Genomic DNA, 20,528 nt, shown 5'->3' with positions numbered 1-20,528 from the left:
GTCCGTTACGGCGGAGCGGTCTGCCGTCAGCGGTCCAGCGGACTCGCGCCGTTGACGAGCAGGTCGGCGACGATGCGGCGCTTGTGCACGCGCGGGTTGTGCGACGCCAGGGTGCGGGCGTTCCGCCAGTGCCGGTCGAGGCCGAGCGAGCGGAACGTCCCCGAGGACCCGAGCGCGTCGAACACCAGCGTCGTCGCGTCGAGCACCGCGTCGGTGACGATGGTCTGCGCGCGCGCCACCGCGACCCAGCTGCGCTCGAGCGCCGCACGCAGCGTCGGGTCCGTCGACGGGTCCGCACCGGCCGCACGCAGGGCGGTGTGCCGGTCGACAGCCGCGTCCACCGGGCCGAGGCTCGCGGCGAACGCGGCGTCGGCGGCGTGCACCCGGGCGTCGACGGTGCCGATCACGCCCAGCAGCTCCGGATCGTGGGTCGGATCCGCCGCGGTGCCGTTGTGGTGTCCGCGCGCCCGGGACCGCAGCGCCTCGACGCCCTCGCGCAGGGCAGCGCGGCCGATGCCGACCAGGATCGCGTGCATCACCGTCTGGTAGTACTGCTCCTGGTACGGGTACCGGGTCGCGTACGGCAGCACCCGCTCGTCGGGCACCGGCACGTCGGTGTAGGTCACGCTCCCGCTGCCGGTGATCCGCTGGCCGAAGCCGTCCCAGTCGTCGCCGATCAGCACACCGGGGTCGGAGGCGTCGACGAGCGCGACGGACTTCGCGCCGGTGTCGTCGACCGCCAGCACCGTGATCCACCGGGCGTACACGCTGCCCGTCGAGTAGAACTTCCGACCGGTCAACCGCCAGGACCCGTCCGGGTCGCGGACGATCCGCGTGGTGAGGTCGACCCCGGTCGTGTTCGGCGACTCGCTCCACCCGCCGCCGACGAACTCGCCGTCGCCGAGCCGCGTGACGATCGCACGGTCGAACGCGGTGCCTTCGGCGTGCACGCGGTCCTCGACGAACGAGAAGTGGTTCCGCCACACGTGCGCCAGGTTCGGGTCGACCTCGGCGATCTCGGCGATCGCCCGGAAGACGTCGGACAGACGGGCACCGACCCCGCCCCACGCGACCGGCGTCCGCCACCGTGCGAAGCCGGCGTCGACGAGCCAACCGAGCTGGTCCGTGGCGAGACGCTCCTCGCGCTCCCGTTGGCGGGCGTCGAGACCGATCCGCTCGATGACGGGCCGGAGCGGCGCGATCAGCGCGTCGTAGCGGTCGTCGGCCGGGAGCTCACTCGGACACATGGCGGCACGCTACCCAGGTGCGCGCGGCGAGCGGCAGGGCGACGCAACGCGGGGCAACCGAGCGCAACCGGACGTCACACGGTGCGCGGACGGCCTCACCACACGATGCGCGCGAACTCGTCGCGGAGCCGTCGGGCCCGGCCCGGGTTGACCTGCTCGACCCACCCGATGCGCCCGAGCAGGTGCGCCCGGAACTCCGGGTGTCCCGCACGGTTCTGCGAGGCCGGCCCGTGCACCGCGGCCGTTGTGCAGGACGGCGTGCAGCCGGTCGACCTCGCGGCGCCCTGGTGAGGTCCGCTCGTTGACGACGACGCCCGTGACCGACTGCCGGACCCCGCGGCGCCGCACCCGGGTCTTCGACGGGTTGAGGCGGTGCCCTTGCTCGGTCACGATCCGGTCGACGCCCCGCAGGAACGCGTCCGGTCGCGCGGCCAGCTGGTCTCCCCCGCTGAACGTCAGGTCGTCGGCGTAGCGGGTGTACACCGCGTCGACGGCGCCGGCCCACCCGACCAGCCGGGCGTCGAGGTGCCGGAGCGAGGTGTTCGCCAGCGCGGGCGACGTCGGTGCCCCCTGGGGCAGGTGCGCCGTCGCCAGCGCCTGGCGGAGCGCGTGGCGCTCCTCCGGCGAGCCACCGGCGGGCATCGCGCTGAGCACGTGCACCGGAACCCGGTGGGTGCACAGCCCGGTCAGCACGTGCGCGAGCGGTTCAGCGAACCCAGCGGCCCGGAAGACGCCGTAGACCGTCGGGGCGCTGACGCTCGCGAAGAACGTCGTGAGGTCGGCGGTGACCACGACCTGCTGGCCGGTGTGCACGGCCGCTCCCGTGACGACGCTCCGCCCGGCCACGAACCCGTGCGCGGCGTCGTGCACGGGCAACATCGTCAGGAGTTCGTCGAGGATCGTCCGTTGCGTGCGGCGGAGCACGTCCATCGGCTTCTCGAGCAGGCGCGGTGCTCGACCGGGTCGGGTGATCCACTCGTGCCGGTAGTGGTGGAGCGGGCTCGAAGGCCCGGAGCGACGGTTCCACGCGCGGGTGTCGGCGAGCCAGAGCAACCGGCCGACGGTGAGGTCGAGTGCCCGGGCGAGCTCGGGCAGGGTGTCGACGAGCAACGGACTCGCGGTCTCCGGACGGGCACGCACCGCGGTGGCCCGGCGGACGAGCACGCGGACCGGTCGGCGGTCTTCGCGCGACCGGTGCAGCGCCACGAGCCGGGGTGCGACGGCCAGCACGGCGGCGAGCTGGCGCGGAGCGTCCACCGGTGGCCGGGGGTACGCCTCGAGCGCGGCGGCGACCGCGAGCCCGACGTACGCGCGCTCGACGCCGACGACCACGTACCCGACGGCCGTCAGCTCGTCCGGCTCCCACCGCTCGGCCGTCAGGAACGCATCTGCCAGCGCCGCGGTGACGACGGAGAGGGGCGTGGGGTTCCCGGAGGACCTGTCGGTGCCTCCGTGCAGCGGCGCGCGCGGAGCGCGCTCGCCTGCTCGGGGCGTGTCGTCCTGCTGGTCCTGCGTGCCCCGGGGTGACCCCGGAGAGGTCGACGCGTCACGCGCGCCGGCCGCCTCCCCCGGGAACTCCACGCGCTCACCCTACGGCTGGCCCCCGACGCGCGCACCACCCCGGTCCGTGCCAGGATCGCCGGATGGTCTCGTACTTCCTGAGCCACGCCGAGGTCGTCGTGGAACCCGCCGTCGCGATCGAGTCGTGGGGGCTCTCCGCCGCGGGACGCGCACGCGCAGCGCGGTCGGGTCCGCTGTCCTGGGATCCGGGCGTCCGGACACTCGTGTCGAGCACGGAGCGCAAGGCCGTCGAGACCGCCGAGCTGCTCGGGGCCGCGGTCGGGCTCGTGCCCGCGCAGGAACCCGTGCTCGGCGAGATCGACCGCAGCGCGACGGGCTACCTGCCGCCGGCCGAGTTCGAGGGTGTCGTCGACCGGTTCTTCGCGGAGCCGACCCGATCGGTCCGCGGATGGGAGCGAGCCGTCGACGCCCAGGCCCGCATCGTCGGAGCGGTCCGGCGGCTCACTGCGGCGGGCGACGCGACCATCGTGTCGCACGGTGCGGTCGGGGCGCTGCTCCTCGCCGACCTGACGGGAGCGCCGGTGTCACGCGCGCTCGACCAACCCGGCATGGGCAGCGTGTTCGCGTTCGATGCGCGGGCGTGGCGGGCGACGAGCACCTGGCAGCGCGTGCCCTCCGGCTGACGCGCACGCCGACCGCCGACGCCGAACGACACCGTGGACGTCGCACGACATCGGCCCTGTCGGTCCCGCGCGGCTGCAACGACCCGCGCGCGCAACGTACGACGTCCTCGACGTCGTACGACATCGACCTCGTCGTTCGGCGTCGACCGGGGCGGGAGTGCGCGGCCCCGAGCGACACCGGTCAGACGGGCAGCCGCTCCCCCGCTTCGACCGCGACGTCGAGCCGGTTCTCGGCCGGCGGCAGCGGGCACGTGGCGTGCGCGGTGTACGCGCACGGCAGGTTCGTGGCGCGGTTGAAGTCGATCCGGGTCGCGCCGGCGGCATCCGGGGCGGCGATGTCCAGGCTCCGGTTCGCGGCGTAGGTCGTGACGCCACTGGTGCGGTCGGTGAACAGGACGTGCAGACCGTCGCCGTGCCCGTTGAACGCGAGCAACGACCGCGGCCCGTCGAGGTCGAAGGTGAGGACGCCCGGCGCTGCGTACACGTGCTGCAGCCCGTCGACGACCGAGCCGACGGGGACCTCGCGCGGTTCGTCGAACGGTTCGAAGTGCGCGTCGACGACGAACCGGTCCGACGGCTCGTACGTCGGGGTGCCGGGGTACTCGGTCCGGGTCGGGTTGCCCGGGTGCCGGGGCCGGATGACGTCACTGCCGCCACGACGGGCGACCTCGATCACGACGGTCTCGTCGCCGTCCTGCCACACGACGTTCGTGCTCGAGCGCTCGGGCAGTGGTCCGAAGCGGTGGGTGCCGGTGACCGGCTGCCCGTCGACCGTGATGGTCTCGCCGTCCGCGAGCTCGACGACGGGTCCGTCCTCGCCCGTCGACCACGTGCCCGGAACGTCGTCGAACCGCTCGGGCGTGCTCGTCAGCCACCGGATGCTCGTGATGGCGAGGAAGCCGTGCTCGCTCGCCCGGGCTCGTTCGTGGGCGTCGTGCCAGGCCGCCCACTCGGTGTTGGAGTCGGGTGCGGTCGGCGTCGTCGTGCTCATGCCCCCGACGCTACGACGCCCGGGCCGCGAACGCGACGTCCCCGTCGCGCGACGTCACGCGCACGGCCGACCCGAGGCCCTGGACGGTCCCGCTCACCAGGGGTGGGCGATGCTGCGGACGTGCACCGGGCCTCCCGGTCGACGCCCCGTACCGACGCCGGCGCCGCGGCCGACGGGGGCAGGCACGGCGAGGTCGGCCTGCAGCACCGCGCAGGCGGCGCCACGGGCCACCGAGGCCTCGCCGAAGGCGGTCGCTGCGACCGTCGGGAACGGTCCGTTCGGCAGCCGGACCGCGAGCCGCTCGCGGACGGCCGCGATGAAGACGTCGCCGCCGGCGAGGGCCGCGCTGCCACCGATCACGACGCGTGGCACGTCGAGCAACTCGACGACGTGGGCGAGCGCGGATCCGAGGGCGGCGCCGGCCTCGGCGACCAGCGGCGCTGCGGACGGCGTCGCGCAGAGCCGCTCGAACGCGTGCCGGACGTCGCTGGCGCGGTCGAGCGGGATGCCCCTGGGGAGCAGCCCGGCGTCGATCCCGCGCCGGACTTGCTGCAGGGGCTGGCAGGCTTCCCAGACCTCGGTCCAGCGCCCGTGCGCCTCGACGGGCATGCCACCGAACTCGCCGGCGTTGCCGGTCGCGCCGCGGACCACCTCGCCCGCGGCGACCGTCGCGGCGCTGATGCCGTGGCCGAGGAACACGGAGACCAGGTCGTCGGCACCGGCAGCGGACCAGACCTCGCCGAGGGCGCTCGCGACGCCGTCCTTCTCGAGCCGCACGGGCAGCCCCGTCCGGGCGGCGAGCTCGTCGGTGACCGGCAACGACCACCAGGCGGGCAACTGCGCGGGGGTGCCCATCCGGACGCCGTCGGGGTCGATCGAGCCGGGGACGGCGAGGCCGATGCCGGCAGGGGCGGGCACGCCGGTGCGCGAACGGGCCCGACTGCCGTCGCCGCGGACCCGGTGCACCGCCGCCGCCATCGTGTCGAGCGTCCGCGCCGGGTCGTCCGTCGCGTCCAGGTCGACGTGCTCGACGGCCAGCACGGCTCCGGTCAGGTCGGTGCGCACGACGACGAGGTGCGCCGGGTCGAGGTGGACCCCGATCGCCGACCGCGACCCCGCGACGACCTCGAGTCGTCGCCCGCCGCCCGGTGCTTCGCGCACGAGTCCCGCTGCCACGAGTCCGGCCGCGATGTTCGACACCGTCTGCGCGCTGAGCCCGGTCGCACGCATCAGCTCGGCGCGGGCGAACGGTCCCCGGCGACGGACGAGATCGAGCACCAGCGCACGGTTCTGGACCCCGACGCGCACGAGGTTCGTGCCGCCCGTTCTGCCCTGCACCACGGTGTCAGGAAGGGGTTGACGCGGCTCGGACATGGTCCCTAGCATCTCTGGTCATACGAATTTGTCAATCAATTGGATTGAAACCGCGACGGTGCGATCGGTTCGCCCGTCCGACGACGGATTCGCCCGTGCCACACCGGCGTGGCACGGGGTCGGAAGGGACGCTCGTGACGACGACCGCACGATCCGGAACCACTGCACCACCACGGACGCGCACGGGCGGTGACGTCGCGGTCCGTCGACGACCACGCGAGAAGCATCCGTGGACCCCGGCCGAGAAGCGCCGGATGCGCGTCGGCATCGCGTTCATCTCGCCGTGGATCCTCGGCGTGCTGGTGTTCATCGCCTACCCCCTGATCTACTCGTTCGCGATCAGCCTGACCCGGTACTCGGGCATGGCCGACATCACCTGGGTCGGGTTCGCCAACTACGTCGCCGCGTTCATCGACCCGCTCGTGCACACCGCGGTCGGCAACACCCTGTTCTACGCCGTCATCGCGGTGCCCGTCGGGATCGTCATCGCCATCGTGATCGCCATCGCGATGAACCAGGACGTCCGCGAGATCGGCTGGTACCGGACGGCCCTCTACATCCCGTCGCTCATCCCGACCTTCGCGCTGGCGTTCATCTTCGTGGTGCTCGTCAACCCGCAGACCGGCCTCGTCAACCAGGTCATGAAGCTCGTCGGGATCCCGGCGACGAACCTGCTCGGCGACCCGACCACGGCGAAGCTCGTCATCGTCGCACTCGCGCAGATGGGTGCCGGCAACGCGGCACTGATCTTCCTCGCCGGGCTGCGCGGGATCCCGAAGACCCTGTACGAAGCCGCTCGCGTGGACGGGGCCGGACCGCTTCGGCAGTTCTTCGCGCTGACGCTGCCGCTGCTCTCCCCCGTGATCCTGTTCAACCTGATCACCGGCATCAGCAACGGCCTGCAGGTCTTCACCGAGGCGTACGTGATCTCGTCCGGCACCGGAGGACTCGGCAGCCCGGACAACGGGACGTTGTTCTACATGCTCTACCTCTACAAGAACGCGTTCAGCTACGCGCAGCTCGGGTTCGCCAGCGCCATGGCCGTGCTGCTGTTCCTGGCCGGCATGATCCTGTCCGGGCTCGTGTACTGGCTGTCCAAGCGCTTCGTCAACTACGACGTGACCGGGGAGTGACCGATGACACTGCGCACTGAACGACACCCGGACCGCGACACCGTCACCTCGTCGATCGAGTCCGTCCGGCCCCGCGGTCGCAAGGGGGCCGACGACCGCTCCCGGAACGCCGACGGCTCGATCCGCTCACCGTGGTCGTCCGTCCTCGCCCGCGTGCTCCTCATCGCGATGAGCCTGCTGTTCCTCATCCCCATCTACTGGATGGTCATCTCGGCATTGAAGGGCAACTCCGAACTCGGTGCCTTCCCGCCCACCTGGTTCCCGCAGTGGCTCGACTGGTCGAACTTCGGCAAGGCGATCGACGCGATGCCGTTCTTCACGTTCTTCCGGAACACGCTCATCATCACGGTCTGCGTGACGCTCTTCTCGATGGTCTCGAACCTCGTGATCGCGTACGGGTTCTCGTGCCTCGAGTGGCGCGGCCGCGACAAGGTGTTCTACGTCGTGCTCGCCACGCTGTTCATCCCGTTCCCCGTCACGCTCATCCCGATGTTCGACCTGTACGCCCGACTCGGCTGGATCAACACCTTCCTGCCCCTCATCGTGCCGAGTCTGTTCGGGTCCGCGTTCTACGTCTTCCTGCTGCGGCAGTTCCTGCTGCAGATCCCGAAGGACCTGCTCAATGCGGCGCGGATGGACGGCGCTTCCGAGTGGGGCATCCTCTGGCGGATCGTCTTCCCGCAGGCCAAGGCGGCGCTCGTCACGGTCGGGATCTTCGCGGCGGTGGGTGCCTGGAACGACTTCCTCGGGCCGCTCATCTACCTGCAGGACGAGAACGTGCAGACGCTGTCCATCGGGCTGCAGATCTTCCGACTCAACAACTCACAGGACTTCCAGTTCAACCAGCTGATGGCGGCATCGGTGCTCATCATCCTGCCGCTCGTGGTCCTGTTCTTCGTGTTCCAGCGGACGTTCATCAAGGGCGTCCAGATCGGGAGCTTCAAGTGAGCAGCGCATTCGACCGACGAACGTTCCTGCGCGGTGCGGCCGCGACCGGCGGTGCGGGGGCGCTCGCGCTCCTCGCCGCATCGTGCGCCTCCGGCTCGAGCGGCCGGAGCAACCCGAACCAGGTCACGATCTGGGGTGTCACCGGTACGTTCGTGCCGTTCCAGACGAAGGTGATCAAGGACTTCAACGAGATCCACCCCGAGGTCGACGTCAAGGTCAACGTCGTGCCGTCGCAGGGCACCGGCGACGCCACGAGCATCATCACCGCCGTGCGCGGCGGCACCGCCCCCGACCTGTGGCTCCTCGACCGGTTCAGCGCGGCGCAGTACGCGGCGATCGGGCTCATCGAACCGATCGACGACATGATCGAGGAGTTCGAGGACCAGCCGAAGGACGAGTTCCTGGCGCAGTGGCTCGGGTTCACGATCGGCGAGGTCAGCTACCAGGGCAAGACCTACGGTCTCCCCCACGACACCGACGCCCGCGGCATGTTCGTGAACCGGAAGATGCTCACCGGCGCCGGGATCGACCCGGACGAGTTCGACTGGGAGCACAACGGCCCGGTGAGCATGGACCGGATGTGGGACGTCAGCGAACGCATCACGAAGAAGTCCGGTGGCAACTACACCCACATGGGACTGCTCCCCTGGTACGGCGAGGGCTGGCCGTTCACGTGGGGGCTCGGCCTCGGTGCGTCGTACTTCGACCAGCAGGACTCGAAGATGACGATGGACTCGAAGAGCGTCCGCAGCATCTTCGAGTTCTACGAGGACTGGGCGAAGCGGTACGGCTACAAGGACGCCGACACCTTCATCGCGACCTACGAGCCGACCGGACACCCGCCGGGACAGACCGCGTTCATGGCGGACCGGATGGCGTTCATGGTCAGCGTCCCCTCGACGATCCAGACGTTCGACAACTACGGGCCGAAGGACCTCGACTGGGGCACCGCGTACCTGCCGACCCAGCAGGACGGCGGCGACAAGTACACGTGGTCCGGTGGCTTCGCGCTGTGCGTGCCGAAGGGCTCGAAGAAGAACAAGGCCGTGTGGGAGCTCATGAAGTACTTCACGAGCAAGCAGGGCCAGGAGACCTACATGGTGCCGGCCACGAGCGTGCCGTCGAACATCGCGGCGCTCAAGGACCCGAAGGGCTCCGCGAAGTCGATCCGCTTCTTCACCGAGTCGATCGGCGCGTCGACCTGCCGCCCACCGCTGCCCGTCGGCGGCGCGTGGTGGGACTCCCTCGCCGACGCGCGGTCGAGCGTCCTGCTCGGCACCGCGAGTCCGCAGGAAGCCGTCGAGCGGGCGCAGAACCGCGTCGACCCGATGATGCAGACCTACTCGCCGTTCAAGTTGCCGAAGGACTACGACAAGGTCCAGATCTGAGCGGGACCGCTCTGGTCGTCCCCCACGAAAGGAACCACCGACACATGCCCTCCACCCCCTTGCGCGTCGCCGTCCTCGGCTTCTGGCACGTCCACGCCGGCGACTACGCACAGCAGACCGTCGACCACCCCGGCACCGAGCTCGTGGCCGTCTGGGACGACGACACCGAGCGCGGCCGAGCCGGCGCCGAACGGTTCGGCGTCGAGTACACCGACGACCTCGATGCGCTGCTCGCCCGCACCGACGTCGACGCCGTCACCATCACGACCTCGACCGACGTCCACCGTGACGTGATCGAGCGCGCGGCAGCGGCCGGCAAGCACGTCTTCACCGAGAAGCTCCTCGCCCCCACCGTCGAGGAGTGCGACGCGGTCATCGCCGCCTGCGATGCCGCCGGGGTCACGCTCGTGGTCTCGCTCCCGCGGCTCTACCACGGCTACACGGCCGCGATCCGGCGCGAGCTCGACGCGGGCCGCCTCGGCGACGTCACGTACACCCGCGTCCGGCTCTCGCACGACGGTGCCGTCGCACCGTGGCTGCCGGAGCGCTTCTTCGACCCGGCGACGGCGATCGGCGGCGCCCTCACCGACCTCGGCTGCCACCCCGTCTACCTGACGCAGCTGTTCCTCGGTGCCCGCCCCGACACCGTCGAGGCCGTCTACCGCTCCTACACCGGCCGCGCGGTCGAGGACCACGCCGTGGTCACCGTCGGCTACGCCTCGCAGGCGATCGGCGTCATCGAGGCCGGCTTCGTTGCGGGCACGCCGTTCACGATCGACGTGGCCGGCACCCGGGGCTGGCTCGCGTACTCCGACCAGGAGGCCCGGCTCACCGCCGGCGGACCGGCCTACGGCGACGAGCCGGTCACCCTCGACGTCCCCGCCGACGCCCAGGACGCCTTCGGTCAGTGGGTGGACCACATCGCCGCCGACACGCGTGCCGACGACAACCTCGCCCGCGCCGTCGAGCTCACCCGCCTGGTGGTCGCCGCGAACGACGCCGCGGGCCAGCCCGCGACGAGCGACGCCCTCGTCGGCGCACCCGCCTGACCGCCCCAGCAGTCCAGCACCTCGAACCAACCACAGGAGTCACCATGTCCAGCGACATCATCCGCGTCGGCCTCATCGGCGGGGGCGGCATCGCGTCCGCGCACATCGCCGGCTACGCCGAGCACCCCGACACGATCCGCATCGCCGCGGTCGCCGACGCATTCGCGGCCACGGCCGAGGAACGCGGGGCGGAGCTCGGCGTCCCGTTCTTCACCGACTACCTCGCCATGCTCGAGCAGGCCGACATCGACGCCGTCGACATCTGTCTGCCGCACCACCTGCACCGCGACGCGATCGTCGCGGCGGCGAAGGCGGGCAAGCACGTGCTGTGCGAGAAGCCGCTGTGCCTGAGCCCCGACGAGGCCGCCGACGTGCAGCGCGCGGTGTCCGAGTCCGGCATCACCCTGATGTGCGCGCACAACCAGCTGTTCATGCCCGCGGTCGCCAAGGCCAAGGAACTCATCGACGGCGGGGCGCTCGGCACCGTCTACGAGGTCCGCACCACCGACTCGTTCCGCAACGAGTTCGACCCGTCGAACATGGGGTGGCGTGCCCACGCGTCGACGAGCGGCGGCGGCGAGCTCATCGACACGGGGTACCACCCGAGCTACCTGCTCATGCACCTGGCCGGTGGCGTCCCGGTGCAGGCCACCGCGATGCTGTCCACGCACCGGCTGGCGTTCATGGAGGGCGAGGACTCGGCGCAGGCCCTGTTCCGCTTCGACAACGGCGCCGTGGGCCAGCTCGTGACGAGCTGGGCGTACGACCCGGCCGCCGGCACCGAGCGGTTCAGCGTCGTCGGCGAACACGGCGCCCTGACGAGCGACGGCACCACGCTGCGGTGGGACCTGCGCGACGGCACGAGCGAGTCGGTCACCTTCGACGAGGTCGACACCTTCGCGGCCGAGGTCGGCGCGTTCGGGGCGTGCCTGCGCGACGGTACGCGGCCGATCCACACGGAGCGCGAGGGCATCGCGGTGCTCGGCATGATCCTGGCGGCGTACGAGGGTGCCCGGACGGGGACCATCGCCCCGGTGCTGACGGCGGACGAGACCGTCAGCGCCTGATCCGCGCGGATCCGTCGCACCGCGCACCCGTTCTGCGACGAACCACGAGTCGTTCGACGCGTGGTTCGTCGCAGAACGGGTGCTGACGCACCGCGCCACCGTCGGCACCACGTCAGTGCGTCGCGGGTGCCGCGTCCTCGTCGTCGGCGGCGTGCAGCACCGACTCGGCCTGCCCGAGCAGGTGCCGCGCGGCCAGGCTCAGCGACCGCACCCCGACCACGACGACGAGCAGGGTGAGCAGCACGAGCAGCACGGTCGTGGGCACCCACGCCACCGGCAGGTCGAGCACCCGGAACCACTCGATCGCCGCCGTCGCGACCGCCGCAGCCGGGAAGACGAACGACCAGAACCCGAGCGAGAACCCGAGCCGGACGTACCGGGGCAGCAGGGCGAGCTGCACGAGGAGCATGAGGACCCCGAGGCCCGCGATGGCCTGCACGGGCAGGGTTCGGGCGTCGTCCGTGAGCGCGAACAGGGACACCGTCGCCACCGCGGGCGGAGCCACGAGGATCGCCATCGTGGGGACGAGCGGGTCGGGCAGTGCAGGGCGGAACGACAGCCGGATGAGGAGCAGCCCGGTCATCACGCCCCAGAAGAACACGCCGACGCCGAAGCACGCCCAGGACAGCCAGCCCACACCGACCTCGTGCGTGGCGACGGCGGCGACGAGGGCCGCGGCGACCGTCGGCAGCAGGTAGCCGCCGTGCACGGCCTCCAGGGTCAGGCGCCCCTCGAACCACGTGCTCAGCAACCACGCCGCGAACCCGGCAGCGACCGCCACCGCGAGCAGCACGAGGACCTGCCCCCCGATCTCCCAGAACCGCGCGAGGTCGACGCCGAGGAGCATCGCCGTCGCGGGGACCAGGGCGGCGATCGGGCCCTGCGCCGGATGGCGGAGCTGGTCGACCAGGCGTTCGTCGACCCGGACGCCCCGCAGGACGTGCGCGCCGAGCAGCCACGACCACGCCACCGCCGCGACCACCCAGAACACCTGCGGGACGACGGCCGGCACTCCGAGGACGGGCGCCGCGTACGACCAGGTCTCCGCGAAGCCGGCCAGGCCGAACGGTGCGGCGAGGGTGTTGAGCGGGATGCGGGAGGTCGGACGTGCGCTGGGCATAGGGGTTCCATTCTCCCCGGCTCGCGTCGCGCCGCGTAACGCCCCGGCCACCGTGCCGCCACAGTGGCAGATTGGGCCGATGCCCTTCGAGAACAGCGACCACGTCCAGGCCACCACCGCCGGGTCCCTCCCGCGCACGCCGGAGCTCATCGCCGCGAACGCCGCTCGCCCCGTGGGCGCCGACGGCTTCACCCTCGAGACCACCGACGAGGTCCGCGCGATGACGAGCGCGGCCGTCGACGACGTCGTCGCCCGCCAGACCTCCCTCGGCATCACGCAGCCGGGTGACGGCGAGTTCGGCAAGGCGATGTCGAACAGCGTCGACTACGGCGCGTGGTGGGGCTACTCGTTCCAGCGCGTCAGCGGACTCTCGCTCACGGACGCCGACATCTTCACGCAGGAGCCGGTCCGCTCGAGCCCGGGCAACGTCCAGCTGACCAGCTTCCCGGACCGTCGCGACTGGACGATCTTCCGCGAGGCCTACACCGACCCGGCGTCGGGCATCGGCACCGGCAAGAACGCCACCGCCTTCCCCACCACGACCGGCCCGATCGCCTACACCGGGCACGAGGCCGCACGCACCGACGCCCACAACCTCAAGCACGCGGTCGAGGCGGCCGGTGCCGAGAACGGCTTCATCACCGCGCTCTCCCCCGGCTCCGCGGCCCGGGTCGCGAACGAGTACTACGCCACCGACGAAGAGCACATCTGGGCCTGGGCCGACGCCCTGCGCGAGGAGTACCGGATCATCCTCGACGCGGGCCTCGTGCTGCAGATCGACGACCCCTCGATCGCCGAGAACTGGGACCAGATCAACCCGGAACCGAGCCTCGAGGACTACCGCGCCTTCACCCGCATCCGCGTCGAGGCGCTCAACCACGCGCTCGAGGGGCTCGACACCAGCCGCGTCCGCTTCCACCTGTGCTGGGGCTCGTGGCACGGCCCGCACACCACCGACATCGAGCTCCGCCACATCGTCGACCTCATGCTCGACATCGACGCCGGCGCGTACTCGTTCGAGGCCGCGAACGCCCGCCACGAACACGAGTGGACCGTGTGGCAGGACGTCACGCTGCCCGACGGGAAGGTGATCGTCCCCGGCGTCGTCGGCCACGCCACGAACGTCGTCGAGCACCCCGACCTGGTCGCGCAGCGCATCGAGCGGTTCGCCTCGGTCGTCGGGCGCGAGCGCGTCATCGCCGGCACCGACTGCGGCCTGGGCGGCCGCATCCACCCGCAGATCGCCGCCGCGAAGCTCGAGTCGCTCGGCGAGGGTGCACGCCGCGCGAGCGCGAAGCTCTTCTGAGCCGCACGTTCCTTCCCAGAACGGCTGCGGTAGCAAGCGAGAACGGGCATACCTGCCACGAAGATCACGGCAGGTACGCCCGTTCTAGCGAGGTACGCCCGTTTCGTGCAGGTACGCCCGGTCTGGGGAGGTACGCCCGGCTGTGCACCCACGCACGGGCGGACGGGAGGCACGGCACGGGCTGGCACCGCGCCTCCAGGCCGTCAGCGGCGTCGGCCCAGGGCGACGGCCGCGATCGCCACGAGCGCTCCGGCCCACAGCACGGGACGCGTGACGCGCCGTCGCTTCGCGACCCAGCCGCCGTTCGTGGCGTTGCCGGCGTCCGCCGGGGCGTAGAGGTTGCCGTCGGTCGGGTCGCCCTTCCCGCGCAGCGCGAAAGTCTCGACCATCGGCTTCGTGATCTTGTGGAACAGCCCCGGGAACACGTACTGCAGCGGGACGAGCGACGCCTGGATGCGGCCGACGTAGCGGTACCGCTTCGGGTGCGTGGCGGCGGTCACGACGGCACGACCCGCGCGCTCGACCGAGACCGTCGGCGGCAGCGGGTGCGAGTTCTTGCCGGTGTAGTTGGCGCCGTTCTGGTAGATCGGCGTGTCGATCGTCGACGGCAGCAGCGTGGTGAAGCGGATGCCGGTGTGCGCGAACTCGTCACCGAGGACGTCGACCAGGCCGAGCGCCGCGTGCTTGCTCGTGACGTAGGCCGACTGGTAGGGCGCCGACAGCAGCGACTGGATCGAGCCGACGAGCACGTAGGTGCCCGTGCCGCGCTGCTTCCAGTGCGGGAGCAGGTGCGTGATCGCGTTGAGGTGGCCGTAGAGGTTCGTGTCGACGACCCGCTTGAACGCCTCGGTGGGGGTCTGCTCGAACAGGCCGTAGACGAACAGGGCCGCGTTGCCGACGAAGACGTCGATCCGCCCGTGCCGACTCGTCACCGTGCCGATGAGGTCCTCGACCTGGTGCTCGTCGGCGACGTCCGTCGGGATCGCGACCGCATCGGCCCCGAGTGCACGGCACTCGGCGGCGGCGGCCTCCAGGGAGTCGTGGCCGCGTGCGGCGAGCACGAGCGTGGCACCCTGTCGGGCGAACTCGTGCGCCGCGGCCCTCCCGATGCCGCTCGATGCTCCGGTGACGACGACGATCTTCCCGCGGTACCGATGTCCCATGCGTCCTTGGTACGCGCCTGCTGGTCCGTTCCCGCACAGACGGGCCGTACCCCTCGCCCCGGTGCGAGGATGGAGCATGCGCAAGGACGACCTGACCGTCGACGAAGCCACGGTCATCGCCGAACACGCCCGGTCCGGTGCCCTCGAGCTGGACGACCCCGAGGTCCGCAAGGTCGTCGAGCAGGCGAACCGGGTGCTGGTCCGTGCACAGATGTGGGGCGAGGAGCGGAGTCCGAAGCTGCGTCGTCGCCGTCGGTTCATCGCGATCGGTGCGCTCGTGATGGTCCTCGTCTGGGTGGCCGGACTGCTCGTGCCGCTGGCGCTGCGCTTCGGCGTGTAGCCGGAGCCGAGCCGAGACCGGAGACGAAGCGTCGGCCCCCTCGGTTCAGCGGCCGGTGCGGGCGTTCCGGGCGAGGAGCCAGAGGTACGTGCTGTGCCCGACGAGCGCCAGGCCGAAGAAGATCGCGGCGACGGCGTAGACGCGGTCGAGCTTCCCCTGCCCGATGACGAGCATCACGATGCAGAACGCCACGGCGATCGCCAGCACGCCGACCTGCACGGTCGACCAGATCCGTCGGAAGCGCGGCATGCCCGTCTCGTTCACCCGGCCATTCTCCCCCATGCCGCGCCCGCCGTGCGGTCGCCCGACGTCAGCCCGCGGTACGACGCGGGCGAGGCACGTCGGTACCGTGCTCCGATGTGCTGCCCCGCAGGCCGGACCTAGCGTGCAGGCATGGACACGCACCACCCCACGGCCACCCCCACCAGCACTCCGGCCCGCCCTGCACGCCGACGCCGTCGCCCGCTCCGGATCATCGGCTTCTCGCTCGTCGGGCTCGTCGGCCTCGGCGCCCTCACGCTCGGCGGCACGGCCACCTACGACGCGATCGCGACGGCGGCGGAACGGGACGACATCCGCCCGTACGGCGAACTCGTCCCCGTCACCGGCGGCCGGGTCAACGTCGCCGTCACCGGGTCCGGGGCGTCGACCGTCGTGCTGCTGCCAGGCTTCGGCACGGCATCCCCCGTGATCGACTTCGCCCCGCTCGTCGACCGGCTGCAGGACACGCACCGGGTGGTGGTCGTCGAGCCGCTCGGGTACGGCCTGAGCGACGGCACCGACCGGCCCCGGACCAGCGCGAACATCGTCGACGAGGTGCACCAGGCACTGTCGACCCTCGGCATCGACCGCTACGTGCTCGCGGGGCACTCGGTCGCCGGGATCTACGCGCTCGAGTACACGAACGCGTACCCGGACGAGGTGCAGGCGTTCGTCGGCATCGACAGCAGTGTGCCGACACAGCCCGGCATCGACGAAGCCGTCGGGTCCGGCCTGTTCCGCTTCGTGAAGGCCACCGGGCTCGCCCGTGTGCTCACGGCCGTGTCCGGCGACGCGTACGCCGGGTTGCCCTACACCGATGCGCAGAAGGAGCAGATGACCCTGCTGTCACACCGCACCAGCATGCGCGCGACGTACCTGGACGAGTACGAGCACCTCGGCGCGAACTTCCGACACGCCCGCAGCCTCGCGTTCCCCGCCGATCTGCCGGTCCGCCTGTTCGTCGTGGGCGACGACCCGGAGGTGCCGGGGTGGGAGCGCCTGCACCGTGAGCAGGCGGCGTCGGTGACCGACGGCCAGGTCGTCCTGCTCGATGGCGGGCACTACCTGCACCACACGCACGCGGCGGAGATCGCCGAGGGCATCGACGCGGTCGCCGACCTCGGTCAGTGATCCCGCAGCGCCCCGACGAGCTCGGCCTTGCGCTTCGACGAGTACCCGGTCAGTCCGAGCTCCTTCGCCCGCTTCCGGAGGTCCGCGACGGTCCAGTCGTCGTACGAGCCGGACTCGCCGCCCTTCCTCCCGACGGCCTCCTCGCCGCGGGCCGCTGCGGCGTTGCTGATCCGCGCGGCCTTCTCCTTCGAGTTGCCCTCCTTGCGGAGCTCCTCGTACATGTCCGGCTTCTTGAGTTGGTTCGGCATGGTGCGTCACGGTACGCGCGCCGGCCCGGCGTCGTTCCGAGCCGGCGGCGGCCCGGCGTCGTTCCGCGCCGCCGGCGACTCAGCGCTTCTCGGGGTCGTGGCCCCAGTTCATCAAGGACCACCGCCACGGGGTGTCGTGCACGTCACCGTCCGGCCGCTGTTCCGAGTGCCGGGCGACGTAGCCGACCACCTTCCGCATGTGGGCGTGGTCGTCGTCGGTCCGGTCCGCCTTGTGCTTCTCGAGGATCCGGATGACGTGCCGCCCGCTCTCGTGCCCGGTCGACTCACCGCCGCCCGGGGGCTTCTGCCCGACGTGCTTCGACTCGTCGGTGTCGAGCCACTCGCGGAGCTCCGACGGGGTCATGTTCACCGCGTCGGCGAAGTCGCGCTCGGTCTGCTGGTCGTCGTCGTCGTCACTCATGGCCCCGAGGCAACCCCGCCGTCCTGGACGGGTGCGCAGGGCGGATGGCGCTCCGCCGCCGTCCAGCCGGGACGCGTTCCGTGGAGGCACGAGCAGGAAGGAACTCGCATGCCCACCGACCAGTACGAACACGGCGACCCGCGCACCCGCTACCCCGACGTCAAGCCGGAGCCGCAGACGCAGGACGAGCCGGGCCTCCAGTCCGCCATGGACCCGGTCCCCGACCTGGGCGAGACGAGCTACCGGGGCACCGGCCGGCTCGCCGGCCGCAAGGCCCTGATCACCGGCGGTGACTCCGGCATCGGCGGCGCCGTCGCGATCGCGTTCGCCCGCGAGGGCGCCGACGTCGCGATCGCCTACCTGCCGGAGGAGCAGTCCGACGCCGACCACGTGCTCGAGCAGATCCGTGCCGCCGGACGCACCGCCGTGGCGATCCCCGGCGACCTGCGTGACAAGGCGTACGCGCAGGAGCTCGTCGACCAGGCGGTCGCCGGACTCGGCGGTCTCGACGCCCTGGTGAGCGTCGCCGGCAAGCAGCGCTGGCAGCCGGACGTGCTCGACATCACCGACGACCAGTTCGAGGCCACGTTCGACGTGAACGTCTTCGGGCTGTTCCGCCTCGTGAAGGCGGCGCTGCCGCACCTGGAGCCCGGTGCGACGATCACCACGACGGCGTCCATGGAGGCGTACAAGCCGGCACCCGACCGCCTCGACTACGCAGCGTCGAAGGGCGCGATCAACAACCTGTCGAAGGGACTGTCGCAGCTGCTCGTCGAGCGCGGCATCCGCGTCAACGTCGTCGCTCCCGGGCCGACGTGGACGGTCCTGCAGCCGAGCGGCGGCGTCGACCCGTCGACGCTGCCCGAGTTCGGCAGCAGCGAGTCGCCGATGGGCCGCGCCGGACAGCCAGCCGAACTCGCACCGGCCTACGTCTTCCTGGCGTCGGACGAGTCGAGCTACGTCGTCGGCGAGACGCTCAACGTGAACGGCGGCATGGTCACGCCCTGACCTGCGGATCCCGCCTCCGTGGTGCGACGCCGTCCGTCTTGTCCGCCACGTGGAAGTCGCGCAGGAGCGCTGCGACGAGTGCGGGCTTCTCGACGATGAGGCCGTGGGTGGCCCGCGGGACCACGGCGAGCTCGGCGTCGGGCAGCACGTGGAGTGCGGCGGTGACGTGGTCGATCCGGACCTCGTCGTCGTCGCCGTACAGCAGCAGCACGGGGACCGCGAGCTCGGCGAGCTCGCGCTTCCCGAACGCGGGCTCGGTCTCGTGCAGCGCCCGCGACTTCTCGGTGACCTCCGCCCAGTGCGCGGCTCCGTCCGGCGACACCTCGGCGTACGCGTCGGCCATGAACTGCGGCGGCACGCCGTCGAGCACACCCGGGTGCCACCCCGTCACGTCGAACGGTGCACCGCCGTGCACCAGCGTCCGCACCAGGTCGGGTCGGGAGAGCGCCAGGCGCAGTCCGACGAGTGCGCCGTCGCTCCAGCCGAACACGTGGACCGGACCGACACCGAGCGTCTCGATCACCACGGCCATCTCGGCCGCCGCGTCCGCGAGGTGCCAGGGGCCCTCGACGTCGGCGGTCCGACCGTGCCCGGCGCGGTCGGCGAGCACGACCCGGTAGTCGGACAGCGCGTCAGCGAGCGGCTCCATCGCCCGCGAGTCGGTCCCGCCGGGGTGCAGCAGGAGCAGGACGGGGCCGGTTCCCCCGCGGTCGGACGTCCAGGTGTGTCCCATGCGTGAGTCTCCCACTGCTAGCGTGCAGACGTGTCCTGGGGCCGGCTCTACTTCGCACTGCAGGCCGTCGGCGGCACCGCCTGGTGGATCACCGTCGCGACCGTCCCCGCCGTCCGGACGCTCACGCTCGGCTCGCTGGACCCGCTGGTCGTCGCCGCCCTCGACGTCCCGCTCTTCGTCGTGGCCTCGGCGCTCGCGGCGGTCTCCGCTGGCACGGTCGGACGGATCGCGGCGACCGTCGCCACCGTGTGGACCGCGCTCGTCCTCGCCGGACTCGCCGTCTGGGCGACCCTCTCCGGCGAGGCCGGCTGGGGTGTCGTCGTCATGACCGCGGCAACCGTCGGCTCCGTGCTGGCCCTCGCCCTCGTCCTGCTCGGCCGGGTACCGACCGAGTGGTTGACGTCCGGTCCGCTGCGGTTCCGCACGGCCGACCCGGGTGCCGCGACGTCACGGCACGTGGTCGCGACGACCGTGCAGATCGTCGTCTTCTGGGGGCTGTTCCTCGGGGTGTTCCCCGTGGCCATCGCCGTCGCCGAACACCGCTGGCGGCTGCACCCCGCACTGCCCGGACCGGTCGTGACCGCGCTGCTGGTGGTCGGGCTCGTCGTCCTCGCGCTCGCCAGCGCGCTCGGCATCGCGTCGGCCGCGGCGATGTCGACCAAGGGCGCTGGCACCCCGCTGCCGTCCGCCAGTGCGAACCGGTTGGTCGTCGCCGGACCGTACCGCTCGGTGCGCAACCCGATGGCGCTCGCCGGCATCACGCAGGGCGTCGCGGTCGGGCTGCTGCTCGGCTCGTGGATGGTCGTCGTCTACGCACTCGCCGGGTCGATCGTGTGGAACTGCGTCGTCCGGCCGCTCGAGGAAGCCGACCTCGAGGCCCGCTTCGGCGACGACTTCCGCCGCTACGCCGCCCGGGTCCGGTGCTGGGTGCCGCGGTGGCCGATCGCGGCGAGCGTCGGCGGGGTCCCCGTCTCCGTCAGCTCGCCGCGCCGGTGATGTTCACGAGCCACGTGACCCGGAACCGGTCGGTGAGCATCCCGAAGGTGTCGCCCCACGGGGCCGTCGTGAGCGGTTCGATGATCGACGCGCCCTCGGCGAGCCCGTTCCAGTAGCGGGTCAGGGCCTCGTGATCGTCGCCGCTGAGCGACAACGAGATCGTGCTCTCCGACGGCGTCTCCATGCCCGTCGGCGCGTCCGAGGCCATCAGCAGCAGGCCGTTCTCGCCCTCGAGCTGCCCGTGCATGACCTTGTCGGCGTCGGCGGGGTCCTGGCTCATGCCGGCTTCGCCGAAGGTGCCGATCGTGAGCTCGCCGTGGAACACCGAGTGGTAGAAGTCGAGGGCTTCGCGGGCCCCCGAGCGGAAGCCGAGGTACGGGTTGAGACGCACGGACATGGT

The 20,528-nt window shown here is 71.7% G+C and carries 22 protein-coding genes; 11 read left to right on the top strand and 11 right to left on the bottom strand.

All coding sequences use genetic code 11. The features are described from left to right. Positions 1-26: 26 nt before the first annotated feature. Positions 27-1,247, bottom strand: a complete 1,221-nt coding sequence (locus HQQ88_RS01570) for an acyl-CoA dehydrogenase family protein (protein WP_173168449.1) — start codon at positions 1,245-1,247, stop codon at positions 27-29. Between the two features lie 9 nt (positions 1,248-1,256). After that, on the bottom strand, positions 1,257-2,828 hold the full coding sequence (locus HQQ88_RS19320; protein WP_173168448.1) for a reverse transcriptase family protein: 1,572 nt from the start codon (positions 2,826-2,828) through the stop codon (positions 1,257-1,259). Between the two features lie 62 nt (positions 2,829-2,890). Between HQQ88_RS19320 and HQQ88_RS01560 the strand changes: the two genes are divergently transcribed. Next, a complete protein-coding gene (locus HQQ88_RS01560; protein WP_173168447.1) occupies positions 2,891-3,451 on the top strand; it encodes a histidine phosphatase family protein in 561 nt (186 codons plus the stop codon). Positions 3,452-3,632: 181 nt separating this feature from the next. Here the strand turns inward: HQQ88_RS01560 and HQQ88_RS01555 are convergent, their stop codons facing one another. Together HQQ88_RS01555 and HQQ88_RS01550 are read right to left on the bottom strand one after the other, a co-directional pair. Further along, positions 3,633-4,442 (bottom strand): DUF1684 domain-containing protein, encoded by an 810-nt coding sequence (locus HQQ88_RS01555; RefSeq protein ID WP_173168446.1) that lies wholly within the window; start codon positions 4,440-4,442, stop codon positions 3,633-3,635. Between the two features lie 93 nt (positions 4,443-4,535). Next, a complete protein-coding gene (locus HQQ88_RS01550) occupies positions 4,536-5,816 on the bottom strand; it encodes an ROK family transcriptional regulator (protein WP_173168445.1) in 1,281 nt (426 codons plus the stop codon). Between the two features lie 254 nt (positions 5,817-6,070). Here HQQ88_RS01550 and HQQ88_RS01545 point away from each other — a divergent pair, with 254 nt between their 5' ends. The 5 genes from HQQ88_RS01545 to HQQ88_RS01525 are packed head-to-tail and all read left to right on the top strand — an operon-like array spanning position 6,071 to position 11,401. Next, on the top strand, positions 6,071-6,949 hold the full coding sequence (locus HQQ88_RS01545) for a carbohydrate ABC transporter permease (protein WP_173168444.1): 879 nt from the start codon (positions 6,071-6,073) through the stop codon (positions 6,947-6,949). A gap of 3 nt (positions 6,950-6,952) precedes the next feature. Beyond that, on the top strand, positions 6,953-7,897 hold the full coding sequence (locus tag HQQ88_RS01540; RefSeq protein WP_111085649.1) for a carbohydrate ABC transporter permease: 945 nt from the start codon (positions 6,953-6,955) through the stop codon (positions 7,895-7,897). Next, positions 7,894-9,285 carry an ABC transporter substrate-binding protein gene (locus HQQ88_RS01535; protein WP_173168443.1) on the top strand — a complete coding sequence of 464 codons (1,392 nt, stop codon included), beginning with the start codon at positions 7,894-7,896 and terminating at the stop codon, positions 9,283-9,285. The genes HQQ88_RS01540 and HQQ88_RS01535 overlap by 4 nt, the downstream gene beginning before the upstream one ends. Before the next feature lie 44 nt (positions 9,286-9,329). Continuing rightward, positions 9,330-10,334 carry a Gfo/Idh/MocA family protein gene (locus HQQ88_RS01530; RefSeq protein WP_173168442.1) on the top strand — a complete coding sequence of 335 codons (1,005 nt, stop codon included), beginning with the start codon at positions 9,330-9,332 and terminating at the stop codon, positions 10,332-10,334. Positions 10,335-10,378: 44 nt separating this feature from the next. Beyond that, positions 10,379-11,401 carry a Gfo/Idh/MocA family protein gene (locus HQQ88_RS01525; RefSeq protein ID WP_173168441.1) on the top strand — a complete coding sequence of 341 codons (1,023 nt, stop codon included), beginning with the start codon at positions 10,379-10,381 and terminating at the stop codon, positions 11,399-11,401. A gap of 112 nt (positions 11,402-11,513) precedes the next feature. Here the strand turns inward: HQQ88_RS01525 and HQQ88_RS01520 are convergent, their stop codons facing one another. Continuing rightward, a complete protein-coding gene (locus HQQ88_RS01520) occupies positions 11,514-12,521 on the bottom strand; it encodes a transporter (RefSeq protein WP_123938218.1) in 1,008 nt (335 codons plus the stop codon). Positions 12,522-12,600: 79 nt separating this feature from the next. Here HQQ88_RS01520 and HQQ88_RS01515 point away from each other — a divergent pair, with 79 nt between their 5' ends. After that, complete coding sequence (locus HQQ88_RS01515) at positions 12,601-13,827, top strand: cobalamin-independent methionine synthase II family protein (protein ID WP_173168440.1); 1,227 nt, start codon at positions 12,601-12,603, stop codon at positions 13,825-13,827. A gap of 203 nt (positions 13,828-14,030) precedes the next feature. Here the strand turns inward: HQQ88_RS01515 and HQQ88_RS01510 are convergent, their stop codons facing one another. Further along, positions 14,031-14,990, bottom strand: coding sequence for an SDR family oxidoreductase (locus tag HQQ88_RS01510; protein ID WP_173168439.1), 960 nt, complete (start codon positions 14,988-14,990; stop codon positions 14,031-14,033). Between the two features lie 76 nt (positions 14,991-15,066). Between HQQ88_RS01510 and HQQ88_RS01505 the strand changes: the two genes are divergently transcribed. After that, on the top strand, positions 15,067-15,330 hold the full coding sequence (locus HQQ88_RS01505) for a hypothetical protein (protein WP_123672725.1): 264 nt from the start codon (positions 15,067-15,069) through the stop codon (positions 15,328-15,330). A gap of 45 nt (positions 15,331-15,375) precedes the next feature. On the opposite strand, the gene HQQ88_RS01500 is transcribed toward HQQ88_RS01505, so the two are convergent. Continuing rightward, positions 15,376-15,579 (bottom strand): hypothetical protein, encoded by a 204-nt coding sequence (locus HQQ88_RS01500; RefSeq protein WP_111085656.1) that lies wholly within the window; start codon positions 15,577-15,579, stop codon positions 15,376-15,378. 144 nt (positions 15,580-15,723) lie between these two features. Here HQQ88_RS01500 and HQQ88_RS01495 point away from each other — a divergent pair, with 144 nt between their 5' ends. After that, positions 15,724-16,722, top strand: a complete 999-nt coding sequence (locus HQQ88_RS01495; protein ID WP_123292630.1) for an alpha/beta fold hydrolase — start codon at positions 15,724-15,726, stop codon at positions 16,720-16,722. Here HQQ88_RS01495 and HQQ88_RS01490 read toward each other — a convergent pair. Both HQQ88_RS01490 and HQQ88_RS01485 read right to left on the bottom strand, forming a co-directional pair. Then, on the bottom strand, positions 16,716-16,970 hold the full coding sequence (locus HQQ88_RS01490) for a Rho termination factor N-terminal domain-containing protein (protein WP_173168438.1): 255 nt from the start codon (positions 16,968-16,970) through the stop codon (positions 16,716-16,718). The genes HQQ88_RS01495 and HQQ88_RS01490 overlap by 7 nt on opposite strands. A 79-nt stretch (positions 16,971-17,049) precedes the next feature. Next, positions 17,050-17,391 (bottom strand): DUF3140 domain-containing protein, encoded by a 342-nt coding sequence (locus tag HQQ88_RS01485; protein WP_134193622.1) that lies wholly within the window; start codon positions 17,389-17,391, stop codon positions 17,050-17,052. Positions 17,392-17,499: 108 nt separating this feature from the next. Between HQQ88_RS01485 and HQQ88_RS01480 the strand changes: the two genes are divergently transcribed. Then, a complete protein-coding gene (locus HQQ88_RS01480; RefSeq protein WP_123938225.1) occupies positions 17,500-18,399 on the top strand; it encodes an SDR family oxidoreductase in 900 nt (299 codons plus the stop codon). Here the strand turns inward: HQQ88_RS01480 and HQQ88_RS01475 are convergent. Continuing rightward, positions 18,389-19,132: an alpha/beta fold hydrolase gene (locus tag HQQ88_RS01475; protein WP_173168437.1), complete on the bottom strand. Its 744-nt coding sequence runs from the start codon at positions 19,130-19,132 to the stop codon at positions 18,389-18,391. The genes HQQ88_RS01480 and HQQ88_RS01475 overlap by 11 nt on opposite strands. Positions 19,133-19,162: 30 nt before the next feature. On the opposite strand from HQQ88_RS01475, the gene HQQ88_RS01470 reads away from it, so the two are divergent. Further along, on the top strand, positions 19,163-20,128 hold the full coding sequence (locus HQQ88_RS01470; RefSeq protein WP_173168436.1) for an isoprenylcysteine carboxylmethyltransferase family protein: 966 nt from the start codon (positions 19,163-19,165) through the stop codon (positions 20,126-20,128). Here HQQ88_RS01470 and HQQ88_RS01465 read toward each other — a convergent pair. After that, positions 20,109-20,525, bottom strand: coding sequence for a VOC family protein (locus HQQ88_RS01465; RefSeq protein WP_123672882.1), 417 nt, complete (start codon positions 20,523-20,525; stop codon positions 20,109-20,111). The genes HQQ88_RS01470 and HQQ88_RS01465 overlap by 20 nt on opposite strands. Between the last annotated feature and the right edge of the window lie 3 nt (positions 20,526-20,528).

The organism is Curtobacterium sp. VKM Ac-2861 (assembly GCF_013204965.1).
Classification (GTDB): Bacteria; Actinomycetota; Actinomycetes; order Actinomycetales; family Microbacteriaceae; genus Curtobacterium.
Note: the sequence above shows the minus strand (reverse complement) of the source record. Positions and strands in the feature narration are given on the sequence as shown.